Source organism: Pigmentiphaga sp. YJ18, assembly GCF_038066655.1.
Lineage (GTDB): Bacteria > Pseudomonadota > Gammaproteobacteria > Burkholderiales > Burkholderiaceae_B > Pigmentiphaga.
In genome coordinates this window covers 202,538-218,213 of record NZ_JBBUKU010000003.1, presented here as the reverse complement: position 1 = coordinate 218,213, position 15,676 = coordinate 202,538, and the positions used below count along the sequence as shown (strand labels likewise).

The window sequence follows — 15,676 nt, the reverse complement described above, 5'->3', positions numbered from 1 at the left end:
GAGCCCCGTTCCGGGGCCATCCAAGAACGAGGCGCCACGCGCCGACAGGAGATGATGCATGCAAGCAAGATATCCGCTGGCCGCGGCGCTGGCCTGGGCGTGCCTGGCCTCGGGGGCGCAGGCCCAGGTCAGGATCGGTTTCATGGGAGAGCTGTCCGGTCCGCAGGCCATGCTGGGCCAGGACATGTACGACGGCTTCATGCTGGCGGTGGAACAGGAAGGCGGCAAGCTGGGCGGCATTCCCGTGGCCATCGTGCGCCGCGACAGCCAGCTCAAGCCCGAGGTCGCCACGCAGATCGCCGACGAGTTGATCGAGCGCGAGAAAGTGGCGCTGGTGGCCGGCATGACCTTCTCGAACGTGGCGATGGCGGTGGCCCGCAGGTTCGCCGCGGCGCAGGTGTTCATGGTGTCGGGCAATGCCGGGCCGTCGCCCCTGGCCGGGTCCGCCTGTACGCCTTTCTTCTTTTCGGCGGCCAAGCAGAACGACCAGTTCGCCGAGGCCAGCGGCACCTATGCCAAACAGCAGGGTTATGCGCGCGTGATCGCGCTCGCGCCCAACTACCAGGCCGGCAAGGATTTCGTGGCCGGCTTCAAGCGCAACTACGGCCAGCCGCTGGCCGACGAGATCTATACCCCGCTGGCCCAACTGGATTTCTCGGCCGAGATCACCCGCATCGCGGCCGCGCGGCCGGACGCCGTCTATGCGTTCTACCCGGGCGCCAACGGTGTGGCTTTCGTCCGGGCCTACGGCCAGGCGGGCTTGCTGGGCAAGATCCCGCTGCTGACCAACGCGGCGGCCGACGGCACCAATCTGCCCGCGCTCAAGGAAGCCGCGCTGGGCGTGTTCAACAGCAGCAACTGGGGGCCGGATCTGCCCAACGCCGAGAACCGGCAGTTCGTCGCGGCCTTCGAGGCGAAGTACGGCCGCATTCCGTCCGAGTACGCGGCGCAGTCCTACGACTCCGCCCGGCTGATCGGCTCGGCGCTGAAGGCCACCGGGGGCAAGTTGGACGACAAGCAGGCCCTGGGCAAGGCCTTGCGCGCGGCCGATTTCAAGTCGGTGCGCGGCAACTTCCGCTTCAACACCAATAACTATCCGATCCAGGATTTCTACATGTTCGTGGCCGCGCGCGATGCCCAGGGGCGGGTCAGCCTGAAGACCGTGTCCAAGCCCTTGTCCGACGCCAAGGACAGTTTCCACGCGCAATGCCGCATGTCGTGAGGATGGCATGGAGTTCCTGAGGAATTGCTGGTACATGGCGGGCTGGAGCGAGGAGCTTGCCGCCGGGACGCTGCTGCCGCGCACCTTCCTGGAGCAGCCGGTGGTGCTGTTCCGCCAGCAGGACGGTGCGCCCGTCGCCCTGCTGGACCGCTGCCCGCACCGCGTGGCGCCGCTCAGCCGCGGCACGCTGGCGGGCGACACGCTGCGCTGCATCTATCACGGTCTGCGTTTCGATGCCCACGGGCGCTGCGTGGAAAACCCGCACGGCGCCATTCCGGCCAAGGCCAGCGTGCCGGCCTTTCCGATGGCCGAGCGCGACGGCGTGCTGTGGATCTGGATGGGGACGCCGGACGCCGCCGACCCCGCCCGGGTGCCCGATCTGAGCCACATGGCGCGCGTGCCCGCCACCGCGCAGTCGCGCGGCGCCATGCCGTCCGCCTGCCATTACCAATTGATCGTCGACAACGTCGCCGATCTCAGCCATGTCGAGTACCTGCACGCGACCACGCTGGGCGGCGGGGCCTTCGTCGAAAATCGTCCCGTCGTGTCCGAGCAGGGCACCGAGGTGGTCATCGAGCTGCGCAGCCAGGGCCAGCCGGCCCCGCCGGTCTACGACCGTTTCCTGCCGCAACCCGGCGTGCCGGTGGACTTCGTCAATCGCGTGACCTGGTGTCCCGCCGGACTGCTCAAGCTGGACATCAGCGTCACGCCCATGGGCGCGCCGCCGGAGCAGGGGCTGCGGACCTTCAATGCCCACATCGTCACGCCCGAAACGCGCACGTCGTCCCACTACTGGTATTGGCTGACGCGCGAATACCGGCAGGACGACGAGGACATGACCCGGCTGCGGCATGCGCTGATGACGCGCGTGTTCGTCGAAGAGGACAAGCCCGTCATCGAGGCGCAGCAGCGGCTGCTGGGAGCCGTCGACCTGTTCGACGCCCAGCCGGTGCTGCTGGCCACCGACACGGGCTCGATCCGTATCCGCCGGGTCCTGAAGCAGTTGCTCGCGCAGGAGGGCGGCCCGACGGCTTGAGCGCCGCGGTGTCGCGCCGCAGGAACGGTTCGCCCGGCTGATTGCAACATCGCCCCACCCGCGCCGCGCCAGGGGATTCCGGCCGCCAGTCGGCGCGGACATACGTTTGATTACGTATGTAGCAATGTATCAATATTGCCGCGGTGTACAGTCAGCTTGCCGAAAGCCAAGTGTGCTCGCCCACCCCGTGCGGGGTGGCACAGGAGGCGGCGGGTTAGAAGGAAACGACATCATGATCAAGAAGACGCTGGTGATAGCGATGGCCTGTGCCGGCCTCGCCCTGGGCGCTGCGGCCCAGGCCAAGGGCGACCGTTGGGACCGCGGCCATGGCCACGGCCATTACGACAAGCACGACCGGGGCGATCATCGCCGCTGGGACGATCGCCGCCGCGACCGCGACTACCGCCATGGCTATCGCGACGGTTACCGCGATGCGCCGCGCGTCGTCCATCGCGGCTGGGCGCCGCCTCCGCCGCACCGCTGGGCGCGCGGCGACCGCCTGCCCAACTACCATCGCGGCGGTTATTATGTCGTGAACGACTGGCACTCCCATCGGCTCTACAGGCCGCAGCCCGGCTACCAGTGGGTGCGCATGGGGTCCGAGTACCTGCTGGTCGCGATCGCGTCCGGCGTGATCGCCAGCATCATCCTCAACAACTGACCACCCCTGTCCGCAAGGACATTGGAGCGGGATTCCATGTCCATGCGGCATACGCGCCTCGCGGCGCGCGTGGCGGTCCTGGCGCTGGCGGCGGCGACGCCGCTGTCGGCCCAGACCATCCTCCACACGGAAAAATCGGCCTTCGAGGACATCGTCGTCTACGAGTCTCGGGGCGAGCGCTGCATGAAATTCGGCAGCGTGCAGGCGCCCGGGCGCCAGACCTGCCAGTTGCCGGCGCGGCCCGAGGAACTGCTGTTCGACTACACCCGGATGATGATGGCTTCGCTGTACCTGCATCCGGATCCGCGCCGCATCCTGGTGATCGGCCTGGGCGGCGGCAGCCTGCCCATGGCGCTGGCCAAGGTCGTGCCGCGGGCCCGCATCGACGTGGTCGAGATCGATCCCGCCGTGGCCCGCGTGGCCGAGCGTTTCTTCGGCTTCCGGACCGGGCCGTCCATGCGGGTGGAAGTGGCCGATGGGCGTGCTTTCGTGCAGGCGGCGGCCCGGCGCGGCGACCGCTACGACATCGTCATGCTCGATGCCTTCGACGAGACCTACATCCCCAGGCATCTGTCGACGGTGGAATTCATCCGCGAGGTGCGATCCATCCTGCGGCCCGACGGCGTGCTGGCGGCGAACACGTTCGCGTCCAGCGATTCGTACGCGAATGAATCGGCGACGTATGCCGAGGTGTTCGGGCCGTTCTACAACCTGCGCAGCGCCAATCGGGTCGTACTGGCGTCGGCCGGCGCGCTGCCCGGCCAGGACGTCGTGGCGGCGCGTGCCCGCGCGCTGCAACCGGCCCTGGCCCCCATGGGCGTCGATCCCGATCGCCTGCTGCCAATGTTCTCGACCCGCCCCGACTGGCAGCGGGACGCGCGGCCGCTGCGCGACTGATGGAATCAACGGCTATCCGAGATACAATGTATCTCAACAGTCGTTGCGGAGGCCAATATGGCTGCTACCACCATGGTCCACGTCCGCGTGGACGAGAATGTCAAGACGCAGGCCACGGAAACGCTGGCATCGATGGGTCTGACCCTTTCGGATGCGATCCGCGTCTTCCTGACTCGCGTCGTCGCCGACCAGGAGTTGCCGTTTGCGATCAAGGCGCCGAATGCCGGCAGCAGAGCTGCCATGGCCGAGGCCGACAAGATCATCAAGACTCGCCGCGCTCGTTTCGCAACCCCTGACGCCTTGATGAATGACCTCGAAGAAGCCAGCCGCAAGTAAGCGGGCGAATCTGCCGCGCGCGTCGGACTACACCAAGGAGTTCCTGAAGGATTGGCAGCGCCTGTCGCATTCTGGCCGGTACGACATGAATCGACTCAAGGAGGCGATGGTGCTGCTCATCGCCAACGAGGGTCCGCTTCCCCCCGAATGGCTAGATCATCCGTTACCAGGATCAAGCGGCCTTGCCGCTTGATCAGCGCAGCAGCGACGCCGGATCCTCGCGGTGCAGCCGGCGGACCGCGAACAATCCCGAGATCAGCGCGATCGCCATGACGAGGATGGCGCATACCACGGCCACCACGGGCGTCATGCGCACCGGCACGTTTTGTCCGCGCGCGATCGTGAGCAGGACGACACACAGGATGGCGGCCAGCGCGGTGCCGGTCACGCCCACGCCGAACGCCTGCTTCAATACCACCGTGCGCAGCGACGAGGCGCTGACGCCCATGGCCTTGAGCGTGGCATAGGCGCGCATGGAGCCGGCGATGGCGGCGATCAGGGTCTGGCTGGTGATGGCGGCGCCGGCCAGGAACACCACGCCGGCCAGGAACAGTACGCCGGCGCCGGCGCCCGTTTGCAGCAGCCAGTACAACTGCGTCTTCTTGGAAAATTCCTTGCTGCTCCAGACCTCGTAGGCGCCGAAGCTGCGCTGGTTCGCGATCCGCTCGCGCACCGCTTCGGCTTCCGACGGGTCGCGCACCTTGGCGACGAAGTAGGTGGGCAGGTCGCCTTCGTCCGGCGTGCTGATCAGCCGCGCGGTATCGGACGAGGCCAGCACGTTGGCGCCGTCCAGGGCGCGCAGGCCGCTGATGACGCCGATGACGCGTACGGGATGGCCGTTCAGCGTGGCCTGTCCGCCTTGCCGCGTACCCAGCTTGTGCAGGTCGGCGCGGTCCACGACGATGGTGCCGATCTCGGCCAGGCGCTCGCGCAGGTCGGGCGACAGGAGCCGCGAAAAAAGCATGCCGCCCGGCCGGACGTCCACGCCGGATACGGCCACGCTCATGCCGCCATGCACCTCGGGGCTGCGCCATTCGGCCGAGCGCAGGTAGAAGGGCTCCACCGCCGCGATGCCGCGGTCCATGCGCAGGGGCATCTCGATGTCGGGGTTCAGCGGCAGGCCCTGGTCGATGCTTTGCGTACCGGGCGAGCCTATCCAGATGTCGGCGTCCGACGCGGTGATGTAGACCGCCGCGTTGCCGAAGATGCCCAGCACCAGGCTGGCCTGGGCCAGCAGCAGCAGGCCCGAGAAGGCCACCGCCACTACCGCGGGCAGGAAACGCGGCCATTCGTGGATGAGAGTCTTGCGTGCGAGCATGTCGGTTATTGGGCGGAGGCCGCGGCGGTGGACGATGGTTCTTCGCCGCGCCAGGCGGGGGCGCCGCCCACGGCCTTGTGCAGCGAGATGAACGCGAGGTCTTCCGCCAGCGTGGTGGCCGACAGCGCGAGTTGGGCCTGGATGCGGCGCGAGGCGAGATCGGCGTTGTCGAATTCGCTCGACAGCTTCGAGGCCGTCAACCGGTCGGCGTGGTCGGCGGCCCGGCCGATCGCCCGCAGCGCGCGTTCCTCGGCTTCGCGGCGCTGCCGGTACTGGTCGAGTTCGATCAGCGCGGACTCGGCTTCCGACAACCCTTCCAGTACCGCCTGCCGGTAGGCCAGCAGGGCGGCATCGAGTTCGTCGCCGCGCGCATGCGCGGCGGCCTGCCGCTGGCCCCAGTCGAACAGGGGAATGTCGATCAGCGGCCCGAGCGAGAAGATGGTCTGGGTATAGGTGGGCGTGTTGCGCCGGTTGAAGTTGTTGGCGAAGTTGCTGGCAACCGTCAGCGAACCGCCTATGCCCAGGCGGGGATAGAGGTCGGCCCTGGCGATGCCCAGGGCGCCCGCCGCGTCCAGCACGCGCGCCTGGGCCATCTGGATGTCGGGGCGGGTGCGCAGCATGTCGGCGGGCGTGCTGGTGATCGCGGCCAGTGCGGGAGGGCTGGCCACGGGGGCCGGCATGCGGAGCCAGGCAGGGTCCGGCTCGTGGCGGCCGAGCAGCACGGCCAGCTTGAGCGCGCTCTGCCTGACGGCCAGGCCGGGGTCGGCCAGGGATGCGCGCGCCTGCTCCAGCGCGGCCTGCGTCCGCTCGACGTCCACCCGCGATGCGAGGCGTGTACGTTCCCGCAGCGAGATCAATTGCACCTGGCGTTCCTGAAGAGTGACCGCTTCCTTCAGCAACTGCTGCCGGGCCTGGGCGCTGCGCAGTTCGCGCCAGGCGCGCACGACTTCGGCGGCGACGCTGACGCGCGCGCCCTGCAAGGTGGCGGCCGCCGCATCCACGCTGGCGCGTGCCTGGCGCTCGGCGCCCTCGCTCCGGCCGAACAGTCCGAATTCCCAGGTGGCGTCGAACCCGGCCTGGAAGTACGAACTGCTGGCGTCCGCCGCCACGGCGTCGCGCGTGCGAAAGCCCAGGTTGGGCAGGTAGGGCGCGTCGGCCGCGTCATGCAGCTTGCGCGCGGCCTGCAGGCGGGCATGGGCCTCGGCGATGGTCAGGTTGCCGGCCAGCGCCTGCTCCACCAAGCCGTCGAGCTGCGGGTCGGCGAAGGCCTTCCACCATTCGGCGGGCGCGGGCGCGCCCGGCGCGGCGTTGCTCCATTGCGCGGGGACGTCGGCCTGCAGGTCCGGGGCCGGAACGCTCGCGCAGCCGGCCAGGGCGGCGACCGCCAGGACCAGCGCCCAGCGGAGGCCGGGGCGAAAAGGGGGGGACTGCGGAAAATAAAAAAAGGGCATGGCCAGGCGCGCAGAGGAACTGTGGGGCGTGGAGGCGGTACGCGGCCCCGGCGACGAAGGGGCAAATCGCGACAGGCGTGATCTTACTGTTTGTTGGGCATCGGGCGCGAGCGGGGCGGGGCCGGATACCGGGCAGGCTATAATTTTTCGGCGGGAATGCCTAACCGAATGGTAATGAAAATGTCCACCGTGGCCGTTTACCCTATGCGCCTCTTGCAACAGGCGCAGCCTACCGGCCGCGTTGACGATGGCAGTTCACGGCTTTTCTGCGATACTGCGCAACGACGGAGGGTCGGGAAGGTTGGCGGGGACTTCCCGTGTGCTTTCCCAGAACGATAAGCGGTGGGCGCCCAGCCTACAAGACCCGCGGCCGCAACTGATTTCCCCGAGGTTTCCCTTAATGAGCTCCGAATCCCAACTGCTTGCCGACGAAGCGCAATACTGCTCGTTCGGCGATACCGTCCATTACGTCAATCCGCCGAAGATCTTCGATCGCTGCGAAGGCAGCTACATGTACGATGCCCAGGGCACGCCGTACCTGGACCTGCAGATGTGGTATTCGGCCGTGAACTTCGGCTATGGCAACCAGCGCCTGAACAACGTGCTCAAGAAGCAGCTGGACGTGCTGCCCCAGGTTGCCAGCCAGTATCTGCACCCGACCAAGATCGAGCTGTCCAAGGTCATCGCGCAGGACGCCGAGCGCAAGTTCGGCTACAAGGGCCGCGTGCACTTCAACGTGGGCGGCTCGCAATCCGTCGAGGATTCGCTCAAGCTGGTGCGCAACGCCACGGAAGGCAAGAGCCTGATGTTCGCTTTCGAGGGCGGCTACCACGGCCGGACCCTGGGCGCCTCGGCCATCACCTCCAGCTACCGCTATCGCCGCCGCTACGGCCACTTCGGCGAGCGTGCCCACTTCGTGCCGTTCCCGTATCCGTTCCGCCGCCCGCGCGGCATGACGCCCGAGGAATACAGCGAACATTGCGTGGCCGGTTTCGCCCGCCTGTTCGAGACCGAATACAACGGCGTCTGGGATCCGAAGGTGGGGCAGGCCGAATACGCCGCGTTCTACGTCGAGGCCATCCAGGGTACCGGCGGCTACGTCGTGCCCCCGCCCGATTTCTTCAAGGGCCTGAAGAAGGTGCTGGACCAGTACGGCATCCTGCTGGTGGTCGATGAAATCCAGATGGGTTTCTATCGTACCGGCAAGCTCTGGGCCATCGAGCACTTCGGCGTCAAGCCCGACGTGCTGGTCTTCGGCAAGGCGCTCACGAACGGCCTGAATCCGCTGGCCGGCCTGTGGGCGCGCGAAGAACTGATCAACCCCACCGTGTTCCCGCCGGGATCGACCCACTCCACCTTCGCGTCCAATCCGCTCGGCACCGCCATCGGCCTGGAAACGATGAAGATGCTGGCCGAGGTCGACTACGAAGCCATGGTGATGGCCAGCGGCAAGCACTTCCTGGAAGGCCTGAAGGACCTGCAGAAGCGCCACCGCGAGATCGGCGACGTCGACGGCCTGGGCCTGGCCCTGCGCGCCGAAATCTGCACCGAGGACGGCTTCACGCCCAACAAGGCGCTGCTGGACCGGATGGTCGACATCGGCCTGTCCGGCGACCTGGACTACAAGGGCAAGAAGATGGGCCTGGTCCTGGACGTCGGCGGCTACTACAAGAACGTCATCACGTTCGCGCCTTCGCTGCACATCACGCCGGAAGAGATCGACCAGGGACTGGAACTGCTCGACCAGTTGCTGACTCGTGCAAAGAACGGCGGTTGAGGTTGCCGGTCCGGGGGCGACCCCGGACTTCCTGCGGCCGTACCTGAACAGGTTGGAACCCGAGGGGCTGGTGGGCCATTTCCTGGCTTGCCCGCCCCAAGGCTTTTCTGCATGGGTGACCGCCAGCGGCGGTCCGATGTTCCGTGCCCGTTTCGACCTGCTGACCACCGCCGACGACGGCGCCAAGCGCCTGGTTCGGCGCCTGCCGGGCTTTCGCTTCTGGAAGGGCCTGCTGCAGCCGCGCACCGCGTTCGTCGGTACGACCGTCTCGGAATACGCGCTGCTGGCAGCGGGCACGGAGCCCGCGCGCCTGGCCGCGCAGTTGAAGGCCGAGTACGGTGGCCAGCAGCCGTTCCTGATCGTCAAGGACCTGCCGCAGGATTCGCCGCTGCTGAGCGCCGAGGAAAACGGCTACGCGGCGGCGGTGGCCCAGGCCTGCCAGGCCGAGGGCTTCGTGCTGGTGGAAGGGCAGGCGCTGGCCTACGTGGCGATCGATTTCGCCAGCCTGGATGCCTACCTCGAAAGGGTGTCCTATTCGCGGCGCAAGAACATCCGCCGCAAGCTGCGCTCGCGCGCGGGGCTGGACATCGAGCGGGTCATGGCCGGCGATGCCCGATTCGCGCGGCCCGAGGTGCTGCGCGAGTTCTACGCGCTGTACCGGAACGTCTACGACCAGAGCGAGATGCATTTCGACCTGCTGACCGAAGATTTCTTCCAGCGGGTCCTGCAGGACGGCGACAGCGGCGGGATCATCTTCGTGTACCGCCGCGAAGGCCGGATGATCGGCTACAACATCTGTTTCGAGTGCGACGGCAACCTGGTCGACAAGTACATCGGGTTCCAGTATCCCGACGCGCGCGACAACAACCTGTATTTCGTCAGTTGGATGGTCAACCTCGAATACGCGCTGGAGCGAGGCCTGCGCCACTACATCGCCGGCTGGACCGATCCCGAGGTGAAGTCCTACCTGGGGGCGTCGTTCACGTTCACCCGGCATGCGGTCTACATCCGCAATCCCTTGCTGCGGGCCGTGCTCAAGCGCTTCGCGGGGCGCTTCGAGGGCGACCGCACATGGAGCGAGGGCGACAAGCCATGAACGCCGCGCCGCTCGTGCTCGATTTCGACGATGCCTGCGGCAAGGTGGACGGCGCCACGGTGCTGCCGCTGCAATCCTGGCAGGAATCCGTGCGTTTCGGCTGCTCGCTGGCCACGTTCCGCGCGCTGCGGCGCGAGCTGGACGGAACCATGCCGGCGCATCATGGCACGGTGCTGATGGGCAGCGGCGATTTCCATCACCTGAGCTGGCCCCTGATCGAGCGCATGCGCGCGCGCGGGCCGTTCCGCGTGGTGGTATTCGACAACCATCCGGACAACATGCGCTATCTGTTCGGCATCCATTGCGGGTCGTGGGTGCGCAAGGTGGCCGCGCTGCCCTTCGTGTCGCACGTCCATGTCATCGGCATCACGTCGGGCGACGTGGGCTGGTCGCACAGCTGGGAAAACTATCTGCGTCCGCTGGCGGGCGGCAAGCTCAGCTACTGGTGCATGAACGTGGATGCCGGCTGGGCCCGGCTGCTGGGCCTGGGCGGCGCGGTGCGCAGCTTCGACGGCCCGCAGGCGCTGATGGCGGCGGTGCTGCCCGTGCTGGCGGCCTCGTCCGAGCCCACCTACGTCTCGATCGACAAGGATGTGTTCCACCCCGAGGTGGCCCGTACCAACTGGGACCAGGGCATCCTGCGCGAGGAACACGTGGCCCGGGCGATCGGGGCGCTGTCGGGCCGCGTGATCGGCAGCGACATCACGGGCGAGGTCTCGCTGTACGAATACCGCGCCTGGTGGAAGCGGTGGCTGAGCGCCGCCGACGGCCAGGAGGCGCCTTCGGCGGAACTCCTGGCCCGCTGGCAGGCCCAGCAGCACGCGCTCAATGCGCGATTGATTGCCCGGCTGGCTGCCGCATCGCCGCACTGATCGCGCAGTCGGCGGCGATGCGCTGCTCGATGTGGGCCAGCGCTTCCTCCACCTGATCCACCAGGATCAGGCACAGGTCGCCCGCCCCGAGTTCATCCATGGCCGTGTCGATGGCCAGGAATTCCCCCCGGATCTCCCGCACGTCCTGCGCACGGGTCGCGCCCGCCAGTCCCTGGCGCAGCAGCGCCAGCACCTCGCCGTCCTCGCGGCCGCGCTGGCATTGGTCTTCGTACAGCACGACCTGGTCGAAGGCGGTGCCCAGGATTTCGGTCTGGCGGCAGATGTCCACGTCGCGGCGGTCGCCCGCCCCGCTGATGACCACCGAACGCCGCTTGGCGGGCATGCGCTCGATCGCGCGCACCAGCGCCTGGATGGCGTCGGGATTGTGGCCGTAGTCGGCGAAGATCGTGGCGCCGCGGAATGCGAAGCGATTGAAGCGGCCGGGCGCGGTCTGGGCGTCGTTCACGAAGCTGGCCAGGCCGCGGCGGATGACCTGCCAGTCCAGGCCCAGGGCCCAGGCGGCGGCGATGGCCGCCATCGCGTTCTCGACCTGGAAGTCGATCGCGCCGTCGTAGGTCAGGGGAATGTCGGCCAGCGCGATGCGCTGTTCCTCGGCGCCGCGCGCGGCGACGATGGCCTGGCCGTCGCGATAGACCACGCGCTGGTTCTTGGCGCGCTGGGTGGTGATCAGCGTGTGCTGGCGATCGTTCGAGAAGAAGATCACCGAGCCGGGGCAGCTGTCGGCCATGTTGGCGACGTTGGGGTCGGTGGCATTGAGCACGGCGGTGCCGGTGGGCGCCACGTTCTCGACGATCACCCGCTTGACCACCGCGAGGTCCTCGACCGTGCTGATGAAGTTCAGGCCCAGGTGGTCGCCCATGCCGATGTTGGTCACCACCGCCACGTCGCAGCGGTCGAAGCCCAGGCCCTCGCGCAGGATGCCGCCGCGCGCCGTCTCGAACACGGCCGCGTCGACGTCGGGGTGCAGCAGCACGTTGCGCGCGCTGCGCGGTCCGCTGCAGTCGCCCACGTCGATGCGCTGCTGGCCGATGTAGACGCCGTCGGAATTGGTCATGCCGACCAGGTGCCCGTTGACGCCCTGGAGGTGGGCGATCAGGCGCACGGTCGTGGTCTTGCCGTTGGTGCCGGCCACCGCGACCACGGGGATGCGGCCGTCGTCCTCGGGCGCGAACATGTCGGCGATGACGGCTTCGCCCACGGCGCGCGGCTTGCCGTACGACGGCGCGAGATGCATGCGCAGGCCGGGGGCGGCGTTGACTTCGACGATGGCGCCGCCCTGGCTTTCCAGCGGCTTGATGACGGTGCCGGCCACGATGTCCACGCCGCAGATGTCCAGGCCAACCGTGCGCGCCGCCGCGATGGCGTGGGCGGCGAATTCGGGATGGACTTCGTCGGTGACGTCGGTGGCGGTGCCGCCGGTGCTCAGGTTGGCGTTGTTGCGCAGGATGACCAGCGCGCCCTTGGACGGGACCGAATCCGGGGTGTAGCCCGCCTTGGCCAGGGTCGCGATGGCGATGTCGTCCAGGCGGATCTTGGTCAGGCTGGTGGCGTGGCCCTCGCCGCGGCGGGGATCCTTGTTCACTTCGTCCACCAGCTCGCGGATGGTGTGCACCGCGTCGCCGAACACCTGCGGCGGATCGCGCCGCGAGGCCGCGACCAGGGTGTTGCCGACCACCAGCAGGCGGAAATCGTGGCCGGGAATGTAGCGTTCGACCAGGACGGCCGACCCGTATTTCTCGGCCACGGCATAGGCCGCCAAGACCTGTTCGCGCGTCGAGATGTTGACCGCGACGCCCTTGCCCTGGTTGCCGTCGCGCGGCTTGACCACCACGGGCGCGCCGATCTCCTGCGCCGCCGCCCAGGCGTCCTCGGCATCCTCGACCGGACGGCCCTCGGGAACCGGGACGCCGGCGGCATGCAGCAGGGTCTTGGTCAGTTCCTTGTCCTGGGCGATGGATTCGGCGATGGCGCTGCTGCGGTCCATCTCGGCCGCCTGGATGCGCCGCTGCTTCTTGCCCCAGCCGAACTGGATCAGGCTGCCCTGCGTCAGGCGGCGGTACGGGATGCCGCGCTGGATTCCCGCCTGCACGATGGAGCCGGTGCTGGGGCCGATGCGGACGTCCTCGTCCAGGTCGCGCAGCTGCGTCAGCGCGGCATCGAGGTCGAAGGGCGTGTCATGCTCGGCGGCCTGGCACAGTTCCAGCGCGAATTTCAGCGCCTGCCTGCCGACCTCTTCCTCGGTGTACTCGACCACCACCTGATAGATGCCGGCGTCCAGCGTGGGGACGGTGCGCACGAAGGTGACGGGGCAGCCAGCCTGGGATTGCAGGCCCAGCGTGGCCAGCCCGAGCGCGCGGGCCATGGAGACGGAACGCTCCTGGCCCGCTGGCTGCAACAGGCCGATGGCGGGAAAGCGCGCGCGCAGGCGTGCCTCGAAGCCGGGGATGCCGGCGATGGCGCGCTCGGCTTCGGTACACGAGACGATCGCTTCGAGCGCGGTACGCCGGCTCCACAGATTGGGGCCGCGCAGTGCACGGATACGTGAGACTTCCATGATGTTTTCCTGTGCGTTTCCCAGGCTTTCAGGCCGTGGCGGCCGCGGCGGCCGGCATGCCGTAGGTTTCGATCCCGGCGCGGATGCAATCCTGCGGCAGGTCCAGCGCCCAGCCCGCGGCCACGGCGGCCAGGACGCTTTCGATCGGCAGGCCCGGCTGTCCGGCCAGGCAGGGCACGGAGACGAGCGGGGCCAAGGGAGTTTCGTTCGCGCCATGGGCGAGCACGATGGCATCGTCGCGCACGAAGACCGCGCGCTTGCCGGCGGCCCGGTGTTCGGCGATGCGGGGCAGCTTGCCGTCGCGCGCGAAGTACATCACGTCGCCGTCGCACAGCCGGGCCATGTCGGCGACCAGCTCGTCGGCGGCATTGAGCACGGCGCAGCCGCTGGGCAGCACGACGTCGACCTGGGTGCGCAGCACGTTGAAAATCTGCTGCGGCTCGACGATGGACAGGTCGGGGTGCGTTTGCGTGGGATCGAGGTCGGTCACGACGCCGACCTGGCAACGGTCGTAGGCCAGGCCTTGCGTCAGGATGGCGCGGGCACCGTTCTCGATCGCGGCCGCTTCCATCATGGGGTTCATCAGCGCGCGCTGCACGGCGGTCCAGCCGGCGGGGGCGCGATCGACCTGCCGGTGGTCGAAGTACAGGCCCTGGCTGGATGCCGTGGCCACGCGGCGGCCCGACAGCCGCAGGAACTGGCCGACCAGATGGACCACGCCGGTCATGCCGTGGCTGCCGGATACGCCCACCAGCGGGATGCGGCCTTCGCCGCCGTTGGGGAACAGGTGGTCGACGATGGCGCGGCCCACGGGGCGCGGCTTGCCGTCGGCGGGTTTCAGGTGCATCAGCAGGCCGGGGCCGGCATTGACCTCGACGATGGCGCCGCCCTGTTCTTCCAGCGGCCGCGAGATGTCCTCGACCACCAGGTCGACACCGGCGATGTCCAGGCCGACGATGCGCGCCGCGAGCCGCACGTGCGCCGCGACCGAGGGATGGACTTCGTCGGTCACGTCGAAGGCGACGTTGCCGTTGCGCTGGATCAGGACTTCCTCGCCAGCGGGCGGGATGGATTCGCCGTCGTAGCCCTGGCGTTCGAGTTCGATGCGGGCGGCGGAGTCCAGCGCGACCAGGTTCAGCGGATGCTCCTCGGTGTTGCCACGGCGCGGATCCGAGTTGAGCTGGCTGCCGATCAGTTGCTGGATGGTGGAGCGGCCGTCGCCGATGACCGAGGCCGTCTTGCCGCGCGCCGCGGCCACCATCCGGTCGCCCACCACCAGCAGGCGGTGTTCGTTGCCGGGCACGCAGCGCTCGACGATCACACCGCTGCCTTCGCCGCTGGCCACGCCGAACGCGGTCTCGATGGCCTCGCGCGTGCGCAGGTCCAGGAACACGCCGCGGCCGTGGTTGCCGTCGCTGGGCTTGACCACCACAGGCAGGCCGATTTCCTGCGCGGCTTCCCACGCGTCGTCCTTGCTTTCCACCGCGCGGCCCTGGGGCACGGGCACGCCGCAGGCCTGCAACAGGCTCTTGGTCAAGTCCTTGTCGCAGGCGATGCCTTCGGCCACGGCGCTGGTGCGGTCGGTCTCGGCGGTCCATATGCGGTGCTGCGCGGCGCCGTAGCCGAACTGCACCAGGTTGCCCTGGTTGAGGCGGATATAGGGAATGCGGCGGTCCTCGGCGGCCTGCACGATGCTTGCGGTGCTGGGCCCCAGCCAATGTTCGTTGACGAGGTCGCGCAGGGCCTCGATGGCCGCGGGCACGTCGTAGGGCCGGTCTTCGATCGCGGCCATGACGAGATCGCGCGCGGTATGGAGCGCGGCGCGCGTGACTTCTTCCTGGTAGGCGCTGACGATCACGCGGTAGACGCCGCGCGTGGACGTCTCGCGCGCCTTGCCGAAGCCGCCCGGCAGCCCGGCCAGGTTCTGCAATTCCAGCGTGACGTGTTCCAGGATGTGGCCCGGCCACGTGCCCTCGCGCACGCGGCGCAGGAAACCGCCGCGTTCGTCGTAGCTGCACCGGTGCTCGATCAGCGTCGGCAGCCAGGCCTCCAGCCGCTCGTAGAAGCCCGGAATCAGGTTGGACGGGAAGTCCTCGAGTTCCCCGATGTCCACCCAGGCCTCGAGGACGGGCGGATAAGTCCACATGCTGGGTCCGCGCAGGGACAGCACATCGAGGAATTCAATGTGTTTGCGTTTCATGACGAAGATGGGTCTGGGGCGGGGCGCACGGCGCAGAACGGAAAACCGGGGCGTGCGGGCGGCGCGGACAGGCTGAGAAGTTGGGACGAGGGTCCGGGTGGAACGATGCGAGCTGGGTGTACGCTCTCGGGGCGTACTCGAGTCAATCCGATGACAATCGTAGATGAGCGGAAATGTATTGCCCCCTTGCCTGGCAGGCAAGATGGAATACACGGTTTAGGGAATCCCCTAGATG

General features: G+C 68.2%; 11 protein-coding genes and 2 pseudogenes. 9 read left to right on the top strand and 4 right to left on the bottom strand.

The features are described 5' to 3' along the window. Nucleotides 1-58: 58 nt before the first annotated feature. The 6 genes and pseudogenes from WKR98_RS20815 to WKR98_RS20790 all read left to right on the top strand — a co-directional run. Complete coding sequence (locus WKR98_RS20815; RefSeq protein ID WP_124690689.1) at nt 59-1,222, top strand: ABC transporter substrate-binding protein; 1,164 nt, start codon at nt 59-61, stop codon at nt 1,220-1,222. Between the two features lie 7 nt (nt 1,223-1,229). After that, complete coding sequence (locus WKR98_RS20810; RefSeq protein WP_124690688.1) at nt 1,230-2,258, top strand: aromatic ring-hydroxylating dioxygenase subunit alpha; 1,029 nt, start codon at nt 1,230-1,232, stop codon at nt 2,256-2,258. Between the two features lie 232 nt (nt 2,259-2,490). Further along, a complete protein-coding gene (locus WKR98_RS20805) occupies nt 2,491-2,919 on the top strand; it encodes an RcnB family protein (protein WP_124690687.1) in 429 nt (142 codons plus the stop codon). Between the two features lie 36 nt (nt 2,920-2,955). Then, nucleotides 2,956-3,816: a spermidine synthase gene (locus WKR98_RS20800; protein ID WP_238160145.1), complete on the top strand. Its 861-nt coding sequence runs from the start codon at nt 2,956-2,958 to the stop codon at nt 3,814-3,816. Nucleotides 3,817-3,873: 57 nt separating this feature from the next. After that, nucleotides 3,874-4,152, top strand: a complete 279-nt coding sequence (locus WKR98_RS20795) for a type II toxin-antitoxin system RelB/DinJ family antitoxin (protein ID WP_341434572.1) — start codon at nt 3,874-3,876, stop codon at nt 4,150-4,152. Further along, nucleotides 4,124-4,324: pseudogene (locus WKR98_RS20790) on the top strand (type II toxin-antitoxin system mRNA interferase toxin, RelE/StbE family); the annotation flags it as partial. The gene WKR98_RS20795 and the pseudogene WKR98_RS20790, both read left to right, overlap by 29 nt. A gap of 21 nt (nt 4,325-4,345) precedes the next feature. Here WKR98_RS20790 and WKR98_RS20785 read toward each other — a convergent pair. After that, nucleotides 4,346-5,470: an ABC transporter permease gene (locus WKR98_RS20785; protein WP_124690686.1), complete on the bottom strand. Its 1,125-nt coding sequence runs from the start codon at nt 5,468-5,470 to the stop codon at nt 4,346-4,348. A 5-nt stretch (nt 5,471-5,475) separates the two neighbouring features. Next, entirely contained in the window at nt 5,476-6,921 is a 1,446-nt protein-coding gene (locus tag WKR98_RS20780; protein ID WP_124690685.1) for a TolC family protein, read from the bottom strand. A gap of 400 nt (nt 6,922-7,321) precedes the next feature. Between WKR98_RS20780 and WKR98_RS20775 the strand changes: the two genes are divergently transcribed. The 3 genes from WKR98_RS20775 to WKR98_RS20765 all read left to right on the top strand — a co-directional run bounded on the left by WKR98_RS20775 (nt 7,322) and on the right by WKR98_RS20765 (nt 10,666). Continuing rightward, entirely contained in the window at nt 7,322-8,698 is a 1,377-nt protein-coding gene (locus WKR98_RS20775) for an aspartate aminotransferase family protein (RefSeq protein ID WP_124690684.1), read from the top strand. Between the two features lie 136 nt (nt 8,699-8,834). Beyond that, nucleotides 8,835-9,794, top strand: coding sequence for a GNAT family N-acetyltransferase (locus tag WKR98_RS20770; protein ID WP_124690683.1), 960 nt, complete (start codon nt 8,835-8,837; stop codon nt 9,792-9,794). After that, nucleotides 9,791-10,666 carry an arginase family protein gene (locus WKR98_RS20765; protein WP_238160143.1) on the top strand — a complete coding sequence of 292 codons (876 nt, stop codon included), beginning with the start codon at nt 9,791-9,793 and terminating at the stop codon, nt 10,664-10,666. The genes WKR98_RS20770 and WKR98_RS20765 overlap by 4 nt, the downstream gene beginning before the upstream one ends. Here the strand turns inward: WKR98_RS20765 and cphA are convergent. Both cphA and WKR98_RS20755 read right to left on the bottom strand, forming a co-directional pair. Beyond that, a complete protein-coding gene (gene cphA / locus WKR98_RS20760) occupies nt 10,620-13,241 on the bottom strand; it encodes a cyanophycin synthetase (protein ID WP_124690681.1) in 2,622 nt (873 codons plus the stop codon). The two genes, WKR98_RS20765 and cphA, sit on opposite strands and share 47 nt — an antisense overlap. Before the next feature lie 61 nt (nt 13,242-13,302). Beyond that, nucleotides 13,303-15,441: pseudogene (locus WKR98_RS20755) on the bottom strand (cyanophycin synthetase); the annotation flags it as partial. Nucleotides 15,442-15,676 lie beyond the last annotated feature (235 nt).